Source organism: Coleofasciculus sp. G2-EDA-02 (genome assembly GCF_040226375.1).
Classification (GTDB): domain Bacteria; phylum Cyanobacteriota; class Cyanobacteriia; order Cyanobacteriales; family Coleofasciculaceae; genus Coleofasciculus.
The window spans coordinates 39,137-55,146 of record NZ_JAVKEW010000251.1 but is presented as its reverse complement, the minus strand read 5'-3'; the positions used below and the strand labels follow the sequence as shown (position 1 = coordinate 55,146).

The 16,010-nt window shown below is 45.5% G+C and carries 19 protein-coding genes and 1 pseudogene; 12 read left to right on the top strand and 8 right to left on the bottom strand.

What is annotated here, in order from left to right:
* Window positions 1–149: 149 nt before the first annotated feature.
* From RLO19_RS29395 to RLO19_RS29370, 6 genes and pseudogenes are all read left to right on the top strand, one after another.
* A complete protein-coding gene (locus tag RLO19_RS29395) occupies window positions 150–317 on the top strand; it encodes a hypothetical protein (RefSeq protein ID WP_446361094.1) in 168 nt (55 codons plus the stop codon).
* Window positions 318–465: 148 nt separating this feature from the next.
* A complete protein-coding gene (locus tag RLO19_RS29390; protein WP_446361092.1) occupies window positions 466–843 on the top strand; it encodes a hypothetical protein in 378 nt (125 codons plus the stop codon).
* A 67-nt stretch (window positions 844–910) separates the two neighbouring features.
* A complete protein-coding gene (locus RLO19_RS29385) occupies window positions 911–1,774 on the top strand; it encodes an SDR family oxidoreductase (protein WP_446361090.1) in 864 nt (287 codons plus the stop codon).
* Window positions 1,775–1,894: 120 nt separating this feature from the next.
* A pseudogene (locus RLO19_RS29380) lies at window positions 1,895–2,167 on the top strand (ATP-binding domain-containing protein); the annotation flags it as partial.
* Between the two features lie 100 nt (window positions 2,168–2,267).
* Entirely contained in the window at window positions 2,268–2,600 is a 333-nt protein-coding gene (locus RLO19_RS29375) for a hypothetical protein (RefSeq protein WP_446361088.1), read from the top strand.
* Entirely contained in the window at window positions 2,572–2,838 is a 267-nt protein-coding gene (locus RLO19_RS29370; RefSeq protein ID WP_446361086.1) for a hypothetical protein, read from the top strand. The genes RLO19_RS29375 and RLO19_RS29370 overlap by 29 nt, the downstream gene beginning before the upstream one ends.
* Before the next feature lie 145 nt (window positions 2,839–2,983).
* On the opposite strand, the gene RLO19_RS29365 is transcribed toward RLO19_RS29370, so the two are convergent.
* Window positions 2,984–3,202 carry a hypothetical protein gene (locus tag RLO19_RS29365; RefSeq protein ID WP_446361084.1) on the bottom strand — a complete coding sequence of 73 codons (219 nt, stop codon included), beginning with the start codon at window positions 3,200–3,202 and terminating at the stop codon, window positions 2,984–2,986.
* A gap of 225 nt (window positions 3,203–3,427) precedes the next feature.
* Between RLO19_RS29365 and RLO19_RS29360 the strand changes: the two genes are divergently transcribed.
* The gene (locus tag RLO19_RS29360; protein ID WP_446361082.1) at window positions 3,428–5,353 is read left to right on the top strand and encodes a type IV secretory system conjugative DNA transfer family protein; all 1,926 of its coding nucleotides are present in this window, start codon (window positions 3,428–3,430) and stop codon (window positions 5,351–5,353) included.
* Here RLO19_RS29360 and RLO19_RS29355 read toward each other — a convergent pair.
* The 4 genes from RLO19_RS29355 to RLO19_RS29340 all read right to left on the bottom strand — a co-directional run bounded on the left by RLO19_RS29355 (window position 5,304) and on the right by RLO19_RS29340 (window position 8,208).
* A complete protein-coding gene (locus RLO19_RS29355) occupies window positions 5,304–5,561 on the bottom strand; it encodes a hypothetical protein (protein WP_446361080.1) in 258 nt (85 codons plus the stop codon). The genes RLO19_RS29360 and RLO19_RS29355 overlap by 50 nt on opposite strands.
* A complete protein-coding gene (locus RLO19_RS29350) occupies window positions 5,542–6,186 on the bottom strand; it encodes a hypothetical protein (protein ID WP_446361078.1) in 645 nt (214 codons plus the stop codon). Before RLO19_RS29350 ends, RLO19_RS29355 begins: the two co-directional genes overlap by 20 nt.
* Before the next feature lie 466 nt (window positions 6,187–6,652).
* A complete protein-coding gene (locus RLO19_RS29345; RefSeq protein ID WP_446361077.1) occupies window positions 6,653–7,729 on the bottom strand; it encodes an N-6 DNA methylase in 1,077 nt (358 codons plus the stop codon).
* 74 nt (window positions 7,730–7,803) lie between these two features.
* Window positions 7,804–8,208, bottom strand: coding sequence for a zinc-finger-containing protein (locus tag RLO19_RS29340; protein ID WP_446361075.1), 405 nt, complete (start codon window positions 8,206–8,208; stop codon window positions 7,804–7,806).
* A gap of 120 nt (window positions 8,209–8,328) precedes the next feature.
* Here RLO19_RS29340 and RLO19_RS29335 point away from each other — a divergent pair, with 120 nt between their 5' ends.
* From RLO19_RS29335 to RLO19_RS29320, 4 genes are all read left to right on the top strand, one after another.
* Window positions 8,329–8,469, top strand: a complete 141-nt coding sequence (locus RLO19_RS29335) for a hypothetical protein (protein ID WP_446361073.1) — start codon at window positions 8,329–8,331, stop codon at window positions 8,467–8,469.
* A 396-nt stretch (window positions 8,470–8,865) separates the two neighbouring features.
* On the top strand, window positions 8,866–10,566 hold the full coding sequence (ltrA, locus tag RLO19_RS29330; protein ID WP_446361071.1) for a group II intron reverse transcriptase/maturase: 1,701 nt from the start codon (window positions 8,866–8,868) through the stop codon (window positions 10,564–10,566).
* Window positions 10,567–10,580: 14 nt separating this feature from the next.
* Window positions 10,581–10,718: a hypothetical protein gene (locus RLO19_RS29325; protein ID WP_446361070.1), complete on the top strand. Its 138-nt coding sequence runs from the start codon at window positions 10,581–10,583 to the stop codon at window positions 10,716–10,718.
* Between the two features lie 185 nt (window positions 10,719–10,903).
* Window positions 10,904–11,515 carry an alpha/beta hydrolase gene (locus RLO19_RS29320; protein ID WP_446361100.1) on the top strand — a complete coding sequence of 204 codons (612 nt, stop codon included), beginning with the start codon at window positions 10,904–10,906 and terminating at the stop codon, window positions 11,513–11,515.
* A 63-nt stretch (window positions 11,516–11,578) separates the two neighbouring features.
* Here RLO19_RS29320 and RLO19_RS29315 read toward each other — a convergent pair whose 3' ends face one another.
* From RLO19_RS29315 to fraC, 3 genes are all read right to left on the bottom strand, one after another.
* Window positions 11,579–12,361 carry an ABC transporter permease gene (locus RLO19_RS29315; protein WP_446361068.1) on the bottom strand — a complete coding sequence of 261 codons (783 nt, stop codon included), beginning with the start codon at window positions 12,359–12,361 and terminating at the stop codon, window positions 11,579–11,581.
* Window positions 12,362–12,420: 59 nt separating this feature from the next.
* On the bottom strand, window positions 12,421–13,437 hold the full coding sequence (locus RLO19_RS29310; protein WP_446361066.1) for a DUF5357 family protein: 1,017 nt from the start codon (window positions 13,435–13,437) through the stop codon (window positions 12,421–12,423).
* Between the two features lie 78 nt (window positions 13,438–13,515).
* A complete protein-coding gene (gene fraC, locus RLO19_RS29305) occupies window positions 13,516–14,076 on the bottom strand; it encodes a filament integrity protein FraC (RefSeq protein WP_446361064.1) in 561 nt (186 codons plus the stop codon).
* A 749-nt stretch (window positions 14,077–14,825) separates the two neighbouring features.
* Here fraC and RLO19_RS29300 point away from each other — a divergent pair.
* Complete coding sequence (locus RLO19_RS29300; protein WP_446337054.1) at window positions 14,826–15,959, top strand: cob(I)yrinic acid a,c-diamide adenosyltransferase; 1,134 nt, start codon at window positions 14,826–14,828, stop codon at window positions 15,957–15,959.
* Window positions 15,960–16,010: the final 51 nt, after the last annotated feature.

The following is a 16,010-nucleotide window of genomic DNA, read 5'->3' as shown; positions in this document are numbered from 1 at the left end:
GAGTTTTGCTGATGCTTTAGAAGCATTTCGTACAGCAATGTCAAGTGCTTTTATCGCTTGGTTAAACGAAAATAGAGACGTATTTGTCGCTTATAAAGCCAGTTTGGGCTTTATTTGGCGTTGATTTTTGTTTAAGTCCCGTTAGTTTAATGCAAGCCTCTCACCTGACCGATGCGGTGTTCAGACCTGAAGAACGTCCTGAAGCGCGATCGCGAATTAGAGCGATCGCAGAAGGAGAGTTGGTCGGCAAAGCAGTTTCAAAGGCAATTTTCATCATTCAAGCAACCACGCTTTTGGGCGCAATTAATGTCAGATGAAATTGTTAGATCGCAGCCAATAGGGTGGGCACTGCCTACAAACCTTCATTGTGAAGGGTTTTACAAAATGGTGGGCGATGCCCTGTCAACCTCATTTCTATCGATTGGTTCGATAGATCTACCCACTCAAATACTCAGAGAGGACACCATGAAAGCATTCCTAATTCGTTCCACAACTCTTCTGGCTTTAGCAACTAGCCTGATTGCTCATTTCGCCCTGCCTGCAAAAGCCGATTCCACAGCTAATTTGCTCCTCAACTTGCAATGCCAAGGCGGATACAACGTTAATATCTGGAAAACTAAGCAATCAGGCGAACTCCTTTATCGCTCAACCAGTTCCAATGGAAATTTGAGTTTGGGAAGAGGGACGAGCCAAGCAACTGAAGGCGTTCGAGTTTACAAGTTTCAGAATGGTAATTATCAATACTGGGTTTGGGATGGAACCTTAGATAGCCAGCAATCTGGAACACTAGAAGTGTACAAAAACAATGCCATCCAACAGCAATATGCCTGCACAAAACGTTAATTCGAGTCATTGAGACATCGCTTTTTGAGTCAAAGCTTACTACAACACACACATCAGGAGGTTTCCAATGAACCGGAAGATTTTAGTAACTGGCGCAACTGGAAGCAACGGTACAGAGATTGTCAAACGACTCGCAGCACAGAACGTGCAAGTCCGCGCAATGGTTCGTAACCATGATCGAGCAAAAGAAATTGCACTCCCGAATGTTGAAGTGGTGGAGGGGAACTTTGATCGCCCTGAGACGCTGTTGGAGGCGCTGACTGAAGTAGACCGTGCCTTTCTCTTAACGAACTCTACAGAACACGCAGAAGCCCAACAACTCGCGTTTGTTGATGCGGCACGTCAGAGTAGTGTCAAGCATATCGTCAAACTATCGCAATTTGCAGCCGATGCCCATTCGCCCGTGCGCTTTTTGCGCTACCATGCCGCAGTCGAAGCGGCAATTCAAGCATCAGGAATGACGTACACGTTTCTGCGTCCCAACCTCTTTATGCAGGGCTTATTAAACTTTAGATCGACGATCACAAGCCAAAACGCCTTTTATGCAGCGATCAACGATGCAAAGGTCAGCGTGGTAGACGTGCGCGATATTGCAGAAGTTGCAGTAGTTGCTCTAACAGAAACAGGGCATGAGGGAAAGATTTACAACCTCACGGGACAACAGGCATTGACTCATGCTGAGATGGCAGAACAACTCTCGGCTGCGCTCAATCGTCAAATTGCATTCGTCGATATTTCATCTGAAGCAATGCGCGATCAACTGCTCAACATTGGGGTTCCAGCTTGGCAAGCAGACGGACTGATTGAGGATTACGCGCACTACCGACGCAATGAGGCAGCAGTGGTTTCGTCTGGTATGCAGGACGCAATTGGTAAAGAGCCGCGCAGTTTTAAGACATTCGCCTGCGACTACGCAACAATGTTTGGCTAGACGCAGCTCAATAAGCCTGCTGCACCGAGACGAACCTGAGTTGTTGTTGAAATGCAAAGGTTTATCCACGTCCGGTGAGTAGGGTCGTTTTATAGCTTGGTTGACTGAGAATAGGGACATTTGAATGAAATTACTCTCGCTTGGGCAGTTACTATTCACAAGTCTCAAGGAAGTGAGTATCCAGTAGTCATCCTGCCGTTATATACACAACATTACCTGATGCTGTCTCGAAATCTGCTCTACACAGGACTAACTCGTGCGAAGAAACTGGCGATTTTAATAGGCTCGAAGAAAGCAATAGCGATCGCCCTGAACCAAACCAATCAGCAGCAACGCTATACCCGACTGCAACAGCGGTTAATTGAGATGGATAGACTGATAGTGAGTGGATAAAACGAGTAAGCGATCGCTATTTTCTAGGGGATTTGTCCTTGAATAATCTTAGTCAGTTTGTGGTGGCTGCGACCAGCACCGCGTCAGGTTATCTGGTAGGATGATCAACCAAGGCAGCTTTGACCTCAATACTGATGAACCCAACCCAAGCCCTCATCGCCAATCGCTGGTTAAGCGTCTTTTTATTTATCGCTATCGCTACACTATTGAGCGCTCTAGTCGGTTGGCTAATCAAAAAAAGGGCATTACCACTCAAACCCATGATGGCTTTCAGCTCGGCACAGTGGCAATTTATGAGGATTTGGGTCAAGGTCGCTCTAGTCGTTGGGGTCATCCTGCCCTTGGTTATGTGGGTCGTTTTTTGGAATCAGCCCATTCCTCGCCAGTTTTTCAGTTGCTATTTATTGGCTGTTGCCGTTCAGCTTGCCTGTGAGGTCACGTTCAGCCGTTGGCTTTGCAAAAGTGTTGTGGTCATTATTGGAGGGCTTTACACAGGGTTTCGGATTTGGCAGTTGTGGGAAGGTCTGCACCTAGTCGCTTATCCGATGCTTTGGGTGGGTTTATTGGGGTTAGTTCTGCTGTTTTGGGTGGCTAACCTGATTATGCTGATGGTCATGGCAATTCCTAGCATCTTACCCGAATCGGAGGAAAATTCTGTTGAGGCGGGTTAAACCTGCATTTCTAGGGAGGCTGACCAGAGGTATAGAGCAGTAGATAACAGTTCATTCGCCCCGCTGCCCCTCCTAATAGCGTTTTTTTTGTCCCTAGTTATAGCCCACATTTCGCACTTGGGCGTGCCTGCGATCGCCTCTTAAGTCAGTGCCATTCAGCTTTAATATAATGGTACTTGAAACCGGGTAGATATCCTCCTGAATAGTCTGTGGGAACTGCTTCCATGTATATCCATTCTGTACGCTCTAGAGTCATTGAGATATCACCCGCTCCTAGTTTTGTAATTCCAGCCGATTTTGAAAGTTTATAGTCTGGATGCCTTTTAAAGAATTCCGACAACCACTCTTTTTGTTTTTTGTTCATCGAGGACAGTTTCCCTTTGTGAGCTTTTTAGAGACACAGTGCTGTTGATTAACCGAAAGGCTGACCTGTTAACTGTAATTTATCGTCCCCAAGGCAGAACAAGCCAATAACAGTTGTTGGTTAAACTGACTTGTCTATCAATGTTGATTTGTCCCTACAAACTATCTCCCGTTTCCCGAAGTGTAATGAATGGGATGTATTTTACAGAACAGCAACAGGTAAATTATGAGTTTTGAAACAAAGTTTTTGTTAGTTCAAGCTAACTCTATCCCCGTTATCGCTCAAACTCAGAGCCGAACAGAGCAACCAGCACCGATATTTTCAATTAACTTAGGTGGACTCTTACAACAATACAATAACCCTGAAGGTTATTTAACGATAGGAATGTTTATTTTCCTCCTTTTACTCTCTCGGTTTATGGGAAGTGGGAAAGGCAAGATTACCACAGGTAAGCTCTGTGGAACTTCGGAAAAGGTGGCAGCTACTCGGCTGTCAATCAAACAAATTAAGGAACGTAAACATAATAAAGTTACTCTTTGGTGTGGCAGTCCTCGCTATTGGTGGAATGGGAAAAAACTTAGAAGTCTTGTCTCTACTTTCCAAACGCTCTTGGGAAGCAGTCCGACTGTCTGGCTGCCTCATGCAGAACGGTCAATTTTAGTAATTGGAGCGCCTGGGTCTGGTAAAACTTTTTCCACAATAGATAGAGCGATTGAAAGTGCGATGGTACAAGGCTTTCCAATTATGATCTATGATAAAAAAGGGGAGCAACTCAAACTTCACGCACCGCTAGCAGCTCGCTACGGTTATAAAGTGTCAGTATTTGCGCCGGGGGAACCTTATTCGGGTGTCATTAATCCTCTTGACTTTATGAAATCCCCTCAAGATTCCGTAATGGCTGGGGAAATCGGTCAGGTTATTAATCGAAATGCTAGCTCCGGTCAAGGAAAAAGTGATGAGTTTTTCTCCAAAGCTGGGGACTTGTTGGCTAAAGCACTGCTTCAATTGGTCAAGGGGTCTAAGTACCCGGATATGGCAATGCTCTATGCAATTATGCGATTGCCAAATTTTGTAAAGCGGATTGATTATGCTGTACAATCTCGTAAAATAGATGAGTGGGTAGCTACCAGTTTTAATCAGTTTTTGAGTGCAAAGGAAGCTGAGAAAACTATTTCTGGAATTCTGACAACGGCGGCGGGAACCTTTAGTAGTTTTATTCAGGCTGACCTGTTACGAGCTTTTCTGGGTAAGTCGGATATACCGACTAAAATTGAAGGTCGGCAAATGATTGTTTTCAAATTAGATGATGAGCGGCGCTCGGTGGTGGGACCGCTATTAGCAGCAGCGATTCACTTGCTGGTTGTATCTAATTTAAGCCGTCCCCGGAAAGACCCGCTGATTATTTCCTTGGACGAGTTTCCTTCAATTCGATTGGATCGAATGCCGCAGTGGATTAATGAATATCGCTCGAATGGGGCTTGTTTTATCCTAGGAATTCAAAGTTTGGAGCAATTGTACGAGGGGTATGGAGAGAAGATGGGGGTCGCGATCGCTTCTGCTTGTAGCACTCACATCTTGTTCAACCCCGGCAATACTGACACTGCCAAAAAATATTCTGAGCGGTACGGAGAGAAAGAAGTCCTGCTAAAAAGCAAGTCTACCAGTCGTTCTCAGGGCGGTCAATCTCAAGGCAATCGCTCAATCAGTTGGAACGAGTCACTCCAGAAGATGCCGTTGTTTTCAGTGGATGAGATTCTGCGGTTCCCCCAAGGGCGATGCGTGATTACTAACCCCGGCTACAGTTCTGGCGGCGAGGGGTCAATTCCTTATGCGCTGACTATACCCATTCCCAAAGCTGATTTGAAGCGTAAGGATGAAAGTGAAGCCCTTTGGGATACACAGGTCAAACCCCGGTTGGAGAGTCGGGTGCAACTTGCTAGTCTAGAACAGCTTACAGCCGCTTTGTACGATCGCATTGCCGAAGCCGAACGGATGTTACCGTTGCCTGATGCTGGGGGTAATGTTCCACAAGAGTCGCAGATGGGATCAGGTTCAAGTAAAAGGTATGGCTCTGACCCGCTGGACTCTGTTGTTGGTAAAGTTAAGCGACATAAACGAGTTTTTGCCACTGGTGGAATTGGTAAGCGATAGCCAGATGCTGTTCCAGTGGTTGCCAATGGAAAATTTTCCATTGGGATTGGTGGACTCGTTGGGATAAATTTGGCTTAAAGCTTTGAGGGAGAGGGATTTGGGGATATTCGACTATGAAAGCGATCGCATCTGGCACTGCCGAAAGCGCGATCGCGTACAAATCAACTCCCTCCGTCCTTAGAATCCGGTCAAATCTCGACTTCTGCAATCTCTTCAATGTTGAAATTAGCTAGAATTGCGGAGCGGGATGGTGATTTTTGGCGACTGGTAACTGGCGCTTTCGTCTGTGCTGCCTGTCCTGTCAGAACAGACACCAACCAATCTCTTGTCTCTACGTGTTGCCGCTCATCCCAACTGATTTCGTGTCTTTTACCTGGATGAGTCGGGTGCAGTGCTAAGATGGTCAACTTGAGGTTTTCTGGTGGCAATGAGAGATAGTCTGCCGCTACCCACAATTTTACTTTGTCAGACCAATTTAAGGACGGATGCCGAATTGCCCACTCGATTAGATTGACCGTTCGATTTTCCAGAAAAGCTGCGTTTGTGTTGACTTGCACACACACATTTTTTTCGCCCGTACAAAGTTGGGTAATGAACTGAGTATCTACTAAGAGTTGAGGAGGTTCCCATTCAAATACTTCAGGAAATAGTAAGTTAACTTCCATAATCCATCTATCAATTTGTGGATGAGCAACTAGCAGGGGTTCTGTGGGAAGTTTCAGGCAGGTTTGTTTCATGACTAGCTGAAAGTGTTGTTGATCACTATAGATGGGTGAAGTCAGCAACGTCGGGTTGATTAGGGAGTTTAAATCAGTTATTGAGATTATTGGCATAGACGGGTAAGAGGTGATTGCTTACCCGTCGGCGCGACGCTAGTCGCTTATAGACGCTGGGGTTTCGATGCTAGATTTGCGATCGCTAGCGCTCTTGCTGCTGTGTTCGCTGGGAGTAAGGAGCCTCCAAGCGATCAATAATAGTCAGACAGAGAGCGTTATCATGGACTCATCAATACCATGTTTTCTCTAAAAAAACCCCCAACAGTGCCAGTTGCTTTTATGGAGATTAGATTTGAATCCGTACCAGCGATTCAATAATCTTCGATTCGTTCGGTGAATGAGACGCAGGAATAGCAAAATAGTCGCCTTGCGCCTAACAAATGCGCTGCACCGGAACATACAGATATGGTCGGCTAAGTTGTCAGAGAGTCTTCCCAATCAAGGGCATCATCAGAAGCAAGTCATCATCTTCCTCAAAAAAAATCCCCGGCAATTGCCGAGGATCGATGCCATTTAAAGCTGCCTAAAATAAACAGCCTTGGTAGTAGTCTGGTTCTGAATCTGATGAATATGCATCCTTCTTACGACGTTTCTTGATGGGTTCAAACCGCCACTGTTGTTCAGTATCGTGTTCGGTGTCGGCAAGGTATTCAGCCACATCGGGACGGGATGCGTTGGCGAAGCCCGCCGTTCGCGTAGCGTCTCGTTCGCGCAGCGTCTCCGACAGGAGAAGAGAAGGTATCGCCTGATTATTACTCATATCATCAGAGACTTTCTGACTGACAGTTTCCCCGTCGCTGCACTTAACATGACCATTGCACAGTGCCGCATCAAGGAATGGAAATGGCTTCACCATCCACGGGGCATAGAGATAACCGTTGACTAAGCTGGCTTTGATGACAGTGGGATTGATGTCTTGACCGTACAATCTGAAGGAATAATTGGAAGCATACAACAGCATTCGACCTGTGCCAAGGCAGGGGTCACACACGGTTTTGGTGCGATTATCCTCATCCCCCATCGTTATGCGACACATCATATTGACTACGGGCATCGGAGTTGGATAGAAACCCAAATGTTTGCCGTGTCGATTCGCTGCTAATATCCCGCCAAAGTAATCGTAAGGATAGCAGATTAACCAAGCCAGATTGAAGTATTGATACAGTCGCATTGATGCCCCGGTGCATCCTGATGGTTCCGTTGGTTCCTCTGGTTGCCCGTGATAACAAAAGCCGAATAGCAACCAGTCCATGAAATAGTTGAAGTACTGCCAGCTACTCCAGCCAAGCCAACTGCCGTGTTGGGGAATCAAATCGAGGCACTTTTCAATGTGATTTCTTGCACCGCTGCCTTCACCTTCTGCGTGTTTGGATGAGCCACAACTGAACTCAATTAAGGGAATGGGTTCGGAGATTAGCTCCCCAGCCATCATTATCTTCGCCCAGTAATCCCAGCGCTGCCAGGTCATTATGTCGATGTCTAGCAGATAGGGAATCATCCAGCCGGGGGAGAGTTTGCGCTTAAGATTGGGGTCAATTTTATTGGGTTTCCACTTACAAAGTTGGTCTTGCAAGTGGTAAAGTCCTGGTTCGTTTACCATGTTGAGCCTATAAAAACACACCTCTCAGGTGCCGCTAGGCTGAGGAAAACCAAGGCGTGATAGGAGGAAAAATTCTAGCGCTCGCTATAAGGACGGCAAAGTTCAACAACCTTTTTGCACTGCTCAATATCAAACATGGCAATGTGAGTTTCTTGTGGCGGTAAGTTCATCTGCTGCGATAACCACTTATACCCCGCATTTCTGGCTTCTGCTTTACTAAATCCTTTCTGCATCTTTCGCTTCCAGAGTGGGTCAAAGCAGGCGTGAGCGTTCTGTTTCCAGCGTCGTAACTCAGCATTAGCCAGCCTACCCAGTGCTTTATCCGTTCCGCTATGGACTCCTACCCATGCTTGACAGGGGCGACACAGGTAAATCATCCCATAGTTTTTGCCGTGGTACACCTTAGCACTATCGGTAAACTCAGTTTCTCTGCCGCAATATGGACAGATTTTGCCCGATAATATTAGTCGCTTATCCATGTTCTCTTAATGATAAAGTCATGGATGGAGCCGCTAGGCTAGGAAAAAACCCGCGCGACCTGAAAAGGTCGTTTAGTACGGGGAGCCGACTCCCCCATGGGATTCACACCCCATGCCCTCATGGAAAAGACTCTTCGGAGTCCGGTCACGCCTCAAGTAAGTAATGAAACAGGTGGAATGCAGACCCCAAACGTAGCCGAAACTGGTAGCCGAAACTGGTTAGGAGCTAGAGGGAAAGTTCCCGATGGCGAACGAAAGTGAACTGATATATAAACTGCGTGATTCCTAAAAATGCCAAATGGCTGATAGGCATTAACCAAAAGGTCAATGGGTAGAACAAACGGCTAGGTTTTCCGTTTGTTGTGTGAACTCTAATCCCATCGCAGAAGAGTCAGCGCCTAAAGGAAACAAATAAAACTAAACGATACAACAGGGTAAGCCCTACAGAGTCTAAGAGAGGTCGATTACTCTTAGTAGGTCTGAGGCAACAAGGACGGAATTCTCTGGAGGGTAAAGGATGGAAGAAAAAGCGAAGGCTGGCTTGTAATGAGTCAGATAGGGTTGAAACATTATCCCTGACCGAAAGGAAAGCTGACTTCTTCTGGGTCTTATACGAAAGAAACTTTCACAAAGGAATCCAATCTAAGGACAAGTTAGATGGTGTCAACACTGACAACAAACGGACTGAAGAGACAGCTTGAGGACTGGAGCCAGGTCAACTGGAAAAAAGTTAACAAGCTCGTTAGAAACCTACGTCAAAGAATCTTTCGTGCAAGAAAACTTGGTGATTTCCGTAAGTTAAGAAGCTTACAGAAGTTAATGTTACGAAGCTACGCAAACTTGCTTTTGTCAGTTCGACGTATCACTCAGACAAATCTTGGTAAAGCAACGGCAGGAATTGATAAGGAAATAGTCAATACCCCTGAGCAGCGAGTGATTCTGGTAAATAGCTGGAACGGGGGAAACCTCAAACCGACCCGAAGGGTGGAGATTCCAAAGCCTAACGGAAAGAAACGACCGCTCGGTATCCCGACCGTGCGCGACAGAATCGAACAGGCAATAGTAAAAAATTCACTAGAACCTGAATGGGAAGCCGTATTCGAGCAACACTCCTACGGATTCCGACCGGGAAGAAGCTGCCAAGATGCCATTGAGCAATGTTTCATAAGAACCTGCATGAGTAACACTGGCAGAGATACTTGGGTTCTAGAAGCTGACATCAAGGGATTCTTTGACAACATCGCCCATGAATCTATCCTGACCATGTTGGGTAATTTCCCCAAAAGACAACTCATCAAAGGATGGTTAAAAGCGGGTTTTGTGTCTCAAGGGAAACTTAATCCCACAGAACAAGGCACACCACAGGGCGGAGTTATTTCGCCGCTACTTGCCAACATCGGTTTGCATGGCTTAGAAACCTTTATAAAAGCCACCAACAAGAGACTTGGTGTGGTGCGATATGCCGATGACTTCATTGTTACGGCTAGAGACAGAGCGAGTCTCGAAAATGCCCAAAACCTGATACAAGCATGGATGTCCCAAAGAGGTCTTGAGTTAAGCGCTGAGAAGACAACTATCACGCCTATGGAAGAAGGCTTCGACTTTCTGGGGTTCAACTCCCGGCACTACAACGGAAAACTTCTAATCAAACCATCCAAAAAGAAGGTTCTCACCTTTTGCAAACGCTTAGGAGAGGAGATGAGAAATTTGAGTAGCGTAAAACAGGAAGCATTAATCAGAAAGCTCAATCCACTTCTCCGAGGTTTTGCTAATTACTACAAAGGGGTAATAAGCAAAGAAACCTTTAGCTATATCTCATACCGAATATGGCAATACCTTTGGCGTTGGGCGAAGCGTAGACATCCCAACAAAAAAGCAAGATGGATATACAAGCGCTACTTTAAAACCATTAAAGGCAATCAATGGACTTTCGCTTGTACTACAAGCGATAGGCGGGGAAAGAACAAAGAACTTGTTCTCTATAAAATTGCATCTACCCCCATTGAACGTCATATAAAGGTTAAAGGTAACGCTAGCCCCGATGACCCTTCGTTAAAAGAGTATTGGGACAAACGCCACCAGAAGCTTGGGAAAACTCGCTTTGATAAAGGGACTAAACTTTATACAATAGCAGAAAACCAGGAATGGAAGTGTCCAGAATGTGGCGAACCATTATTCAATGGAGAGGGAATCGAAACCCATCACATAGTACCTGTGGCTGAGGGTGGAACGGACGACACCGAAAACCTCCAGCATCTACACGGCGCGTGTCATAGGCAGATACATAAAACCAAGTTAAACTTGCTTGAAGTAAGGCTTGAGCCGGATGAGTGCGAAAGTCTCATGTCCGGTTCTTAGGGGAGGGAACAGAGGTGACTCTCAAACCTTACCCGACAGCCAAGGTGGGTAAGGGCAGCTTGGCACTGCCGAAACGGTATGACCTGTTTTCTCGCTTGAGACGATCATACCGTGAGAAATGTGAAGCGACAGTCTTTCAAGCTGTCGCCTAACATCAGCTCAGAATCCTCTCTCTTTTAAGGAGAGGAGATGTCAAACAAGAGAGGGATAGTGGGGAATGAATCACCTCTGGTGAGAAAACTTGTTTTCGTTTCATTCGGATGGTATTCATCCTCGCAGGTATAATACCTTTGTAACCCAAGTATGGTCACAGGTTAAATTTTTCAGGAGTAAGCCCCTGTCTTTGGAGACGATTTCAATTCCACCAGCTACAGGTCAACAACCAGTGGGACTGGTTGTGATTTTGCATGGCTGGGGGGCTAACGCTGAGGATTTGCAACCTCTTGTGCCAGCATTGGCTCTATCTAATTACCATGTTTTGCTACCCAATGCGCCCTTTACCCACCCCCATGTGCCTGGAGGCTATATGTGGTATGACTTGGAACGAGAAGATTATCAGGGATTGGCACAAAGTCAGCGTCTTTTGACAGATTGGCTAAAGTCTTTAGAAAGTCTCACCAGTATTCCTCTTGGCTCTACGATTGTCATGGGCTTTTCTCAAGGGGGAGCCATGGCTCTAGATGTTGGATTACATTTACCCTTAGCGGGTTTAGTGTCAATGAGTGGTTATTGGCATCGTACACCTCAAGAAATTGAACCTCCTTTGCCCCCTGTTTTAATCGTTCATGGTAGACAAGATAATGTTGTCCCTTTGAGGGTAGCTCATCGATTGCGGGATTATTTACTAGCCTTAGGCGCTCCCATGCAGTACAAAGAAGTGGATATGGGGCATGAGATTGCGCCTGAAGTGGTAGAAATTGTGCAGGATTTTATTTTGGTGAATACATGAAGTAGGGAACAGGGGTGTACAGAAGGACATGCTTCGCCCAATCACCAATCCCTAAATTACCAATTAAAATTCACGTCGGGAGAAAATCAGAATCGCGATCGCAAGCAGCAAGATCGTGTAGACTATGGCATAAGCGGCATGTCCTAACAGAGTCACAGAAGAAGGGAGCAACCCATAAACCGCTTCATTTTTCAAATTCAGACGAGATAAATCGGGTAAAACAAGGTAAAGAGCTTGGGTTATCGTCTCTAGAGTCGCGTTTTCACTAAGTTTCCCTAACTCCAGCACGTCGCGACTCAAATGTCCCATTAAATAAATACCAACGGTTAGGAGTGTGGCTAGAATTGAGCTGGTAAATACGCCAAACACTAGCGCTACAGCTACAATTAGGCTTAACTCTAAAAACTGATAAAGCGCCGAAATCAGTAGGCTGACTAAAGGGTAATTAATGCCATTGAAACTGAGGAGAGCTAAGTAAATAGCTGTCATGGCGATAACCAAAACCGCAAGGACTCCTAGTAACCCTAAATGTTTGCCAATAATTAATTCTGCCCGTGAGATGGGTTTAGGGATTAAAACCAAGACAGTGCGTTTTTCGATTTCCTTATTAATCAAACCTGTCCCGACAAATATGGCAACGAGTACTCCCAAAAGACTAATCGCCGCTAAACCCAAATCCATAAATATTTTATCTTCTGTGGTAGCGGCAACTTCCCCCAGGAGTGGTATTGCAACAATCAACAGCAGGGCAAAAAAGCCAATCACATAAAAAATGCGATCGCGAATGACTTCCTGAAACCCATTCGTGGCAATTGTCCAAATTCTACCTAAAGTTTTAGTTGTCATTTGTTTTTTGTTCTTTGTTCTTTTTCAATTCATTCGTTGCGTCTAGAATTCATAATTCATCAAGTTGGAGATTGAGAGGTAACAATCGGTTTAGGAACGCCCCATCCTGCTGCTGGATCGCATTTTACCTGACCGACGAGACTAATACCGATGTCAGTTCGCCGAGTGACGGATATGATCTGACAAGATTTGGTGAGTAAGTAGGGTTCGGGTTGCGATCGCGGACCTTGCCAAAGGGCTTGTAGATCTAAGTTATACCCCGAATCCCGGAGCGAAATCTCACCGGAACTCACTTGCCATAAATTGTCTTCTTCAATATCATCAGATGTGAGTTCTTGCATCACTTGGGCTTTAATCTGTTCAATTAACTGTTCGCGTTCACTGGGGAGAAGAATTCGCTCGACATCCGACCAAGCTTGGTTATCGAGTTGTTTTTTTAAGCGAGATGCCATCAAATCTAAAATGGTAACCCCCCGGGGTAGCCTTTGCTGAGATTCATCGATATTTATTCTGACAACAAAGGCACTTTGCTTAAATGTATCAGCCGCGATTGTGGGATATTCAACTAACCAGTTTTGCACCAGAAAATAGAATTGAAACCAACTGCTTAATATCAACTGAGTTGTGAATAGCCACACCAGGGGTTGACGTTTGTCTCTATCGGGAATTTTGGGTTTAAAATTGCCATCTAAACAAACGGGTAATGCGGCAACAACTGCCGATACGAGGGGCCAGAAGACTAAAGCATAGGGTGATAATTCTCTTGTAAAAACGCCAGAAAGATAAATAGTAATCAACGCTCCAGTAATCCAGGGACTTAAGGAAACTTTGCCAATGCTGAAGGCTTTATTGCTACTCGTCGCCCAAAATACACCTAGAATTAAAAATAACCAACTAAAACTCTCTAATAAAATCTTAAAAATGTTCGTTGCCAAAAATGACATTAGCCAGGAGAAAATACTTAGCCCAATCAGGGTCTGCCAAGAGAAAGCCGTAGGAGGAACAAATACTCCTAAGAAGAATTTCAGGGTATTGTTGAACCAATTCAAAAAATTTTCAAAAATCTTCTTGAGCATCGTTTTGATTTAAAAATAGGGTTTAGGGGCTTAAGGATAGTTAGAATTATCCCGAAGGTATCTCAGGTTATGGATTGATCAGAGGGCGCGATTAAACTCCAGAAACCGTAACACCAAAATTAGCAAAATAGCGCTGTAGCTATAGGCATTAGCCAGTAGCACAGCAAAGGCAGGATTGGGTTTTGATTGGGTAATTTTGCGTTTGGGTGAATTAAGCAAGCTGGGTCTTTTATTTGATAAATTGGAACTCGTATTCAACTGTTCCGGGTTATCATGAATCCAGATTTTTAGTAATTCCAACCCCAGCAGTTTGATGATAAAAGTAAAAAAGAAAATACAAATACCCAGTGAGATTATTAGAGGATTTGCTTTATCTAATCTACTGCCAATGGGATGATCGAAGAAAATAAAACTAACAATTTGATTCTGCAAAAATCGAGGCAATAAAGTTTCCAGGAATAAAAAAGTTAACCAACCAATGACAACACTCCATAAATTCAGCGAGGTGGCATATTGAATACTGGTTTTACGAGTGAGTTTTAGCCGTTGGTGCAAAACCCTGGCTTCTAAGGCGATCGCAACCAAGAGGAATAAGATTTGAAAGACAATCAGTTGTAGGGGCAAAACAACATCTATCATAATAGTTTCCTTTTGCTCGATGTATCAGTTCATAGTGTAGTGCGGAAAAATTAAGGAGCGATAAAAAAGTAGATATGATAAACCTAACATCCTTGGAGGCTTCTACCTGCTACCTTTTTCCCCCATAACGGCAACGGGGGTATTTTTATACTATATTAGACTGGCTGGGATAAGAGAGTGAAGGTTATTCTTAACGTAATCGCGGAAGTCCTCACCCTCAGTGACAGCCGGGTGAGGATGGACAGCGGGAAATTGGAGGTACGGAAATTTCCAAAATCGTCCTGACCGCCAAATTTTTTGTAGTAAAATTATAATAACCCGCCTAGGTCTACCTTCTAGGGCATGGGAAGACAGATGGTCGATGCTCGGTGTGATAGAGATGTAGTCAAAAGCGCGTTAATGAACTCGACCACCGTTCGCTTGCAAGCGTCCTCCAAAAGAATAGCGCAAGATGCCTATTGGCATTATTCGGTTGGAACCCCAACCACAAACCGCTCTAACCAAGCGGACTAACAAAATATCACTGTCTGCGGAAGGCGGACGGCTGCCTGTGGACGCTCTTGTAAGACCAATAGAGGGCAACCTTTGGAGGCGTTGGCGGATGAAGCGGGAAATCCCGAAGACGAATAAGACCGTCCTTGTTTTAAGAGGTTGGAAGCCCCAACTTCAGCGAAGCAAGTTGGGGTACTTCACTATTCCCAGTTGTATCGTTAAACTGAGTGGGGTTGATAAAGTCCCAAGGATCGTCAATGACTAGGACAGGTATTGGTATTCGCACGGCGGCTGAGCGTACAGAACGCATCACCGGTCAGATTCATGTTTACGATGGCGTGGGTAAGGGGAAGTCTCAAGCCGCATTGGGCGTGGTCTTGCGCTCGATTGGTTTGGGGATCAACTGTGCAGAATCCAGTCGGGTGTTATTGTTACAGTTTCTTAAGGGACCGGGACGTAACTATGATGAGGATGCGGCGATTGAGGCGTTGCGACGGGCGTTTCCTCACTTGATTGATCAGGTTCGCACGGGACGAAGTGAATTTTTTACTAAAGAGGAAGTAACCCGGTTTGACAAGCTAGAGGCGCAGCGAGGGTGGGATGTGGCGAAAGGCGCGATCGCGTCAAATCTCTATTCGGTTGTGGTTCTGGATGAGTTGAATCCCCTGCTGGATTTGGGGTTACTCCCGGTTGAGGAGGTGGTGCAAACCCTGACCAATAAACCCCCGTCTCTGGAAGTGATTGTCACGGGACGAGGAACGCCGCCAGCGCTGTTGGATTTGGCGGATTTACATAGTGAGTCAGTTCCCCACGATCACCCGGTTTCTCGGGAACAGGGGATTGAGGGAATTGAAATTTATACGGGTGCGGGGAAAGGGAAATCGACCAATGCGTTAGGGAAGGCGTTACAAGCCATTGGTCGCGGAATTAGTACGGATAAATCCCACCGGGTTCTGATTATGCAGTGGTTGAAGGGAGGGACAGGGTATACTGAAGACGCCGCGATCGCAGCCTTACGCCAAAGTTACCCAAATCTGGTGGATCATCAGCGTTGTGGGCGAGACGCGATCGTTTGGCGGGGACAGCAGCAAATTTTGGATTATGTAGAAGCAGAACGGGGATGGGAAATTGCCCGGGCGGCGTTAGCGTCAGGGTTGTATAAAACGATTATTCTGGATGAACTGAATCCGACGGTTGATTTGGAACTGTTGCAGGTTGAACCCATTGTCGAGGCGCTGTTACGGAAACCCCGCGATACGGAAGTTATTATCACAGGTCGTTGTAAAAATCAACCCGCTTACTTTGAATTGGCGACTGTCCATTCGGAGATGATTTGTCATAAGCATTATTGTGACAAAGGAGTGGATTTGAAGCGAGGGGTGGATTTTTAATGGTCATTTGTCATCTGTCATTTGTTAGAGAACAGAGGAGTACGTCAACTA

Coding starts and splice junctions, on each gene's coding strand:
- RLO19_RS29395 (WP_446361094.1), top strand. CDS start 150: ATGCAAGCCTCTCACCTGACCGATGCGGTGTTCAGACCTGAAGAACGT.
- RLO19_RS29390 (WP_446361092.1), top strand. CDS start 466: ATGAAAGCATTCCTAATTCGTTCCACAACTCTTCTGGCTTTAGCAACT.
- RLO19_RS29385 (WP_446361090.1), top strand. CDS start 911: ATGAACCGGAAGATTTTAGTAACTGGCGCAACTGGAAGCAACGGTACA.
- RLO19_RS29375 (WP_446361088.1), top strand. CDS start 2,268: ATGATCAACCAAGGCAGCTTTGACCTCAATACTGATGAACCCAACCCA.
- RLO19_RS29365 (WP_446361084.1), bottom strand. CDS start 3,202: ATGAACAAAAAACAAAAAGAGTGGTTGTCGGAATTCTTTAAAAGGCAT.
- RLO19_RS29360 (WP_446361082.1), top strand. CDS start 3,428: ATGAGTTTTGAAACAAAGTTTTTGTTAGTTCAAGCTAACTCTATCCCC.
- RLO19_RS29350 (WP_446361078.1), bottom strand. CDS start 6,186: ATGCCAATAATCTCAATAACTGATTTAAACTCCCTAATCAACCCGACG.
- RLO19_RS29345 (WP_446361077.1), bottom strand. CDS start 7,729: ATGGTAAACGAACCAGGACTTTACCACTTGCAAGACCAACTTTGTAAG.
- RLO19_RS29340 (WP_446361075.1), bottom strand. CDS start 8,208: ATGGATAAGCGACTAATATTATCGGGCAAAATCTGTCCATATTGCGGC.
- RLO19_RS29335 (WP_446361073.1), top strand. CDS start 8,329: ATGGAAAAGACTCTTCGGAGTCCGGTCACGCCTCAAGTAAGTAATGAA.
- ltrA (WP_446361071.1), top strand. CDS start 8,866: ATGGTGTCAACACTGACAACAAACGGACTGAAGAGACAGCTTGAGGAC.
- RLO19_RS29315 (WP_446361068.1), bottom strand. CDS start 12,361: ATGACAACTAAAACTTTAGGTAGAATTTGGACAATTGCCACGAATGGG.
- RLO19_RS29310 (WP_446361066.1), bottom strand. CDS start 13,437: ATGCTCAAGAAGATTTTTGAAAATTTTTTGAATTGGTTCAACAATACC.
- fraC (WP_446361064.1), bottom strand. CDS start 14,076: ATGATAGATGTTGTTTTGCCCCTACAACTGATTGTCTTTCAAATCTTA.
- RLO19_RS29300 (WP_446337054.1), top strand. CDS start 14,826: ATGACTAGGACAGGTATTGGTATTCGCACGGCGGCTGAGCGTACAGAA.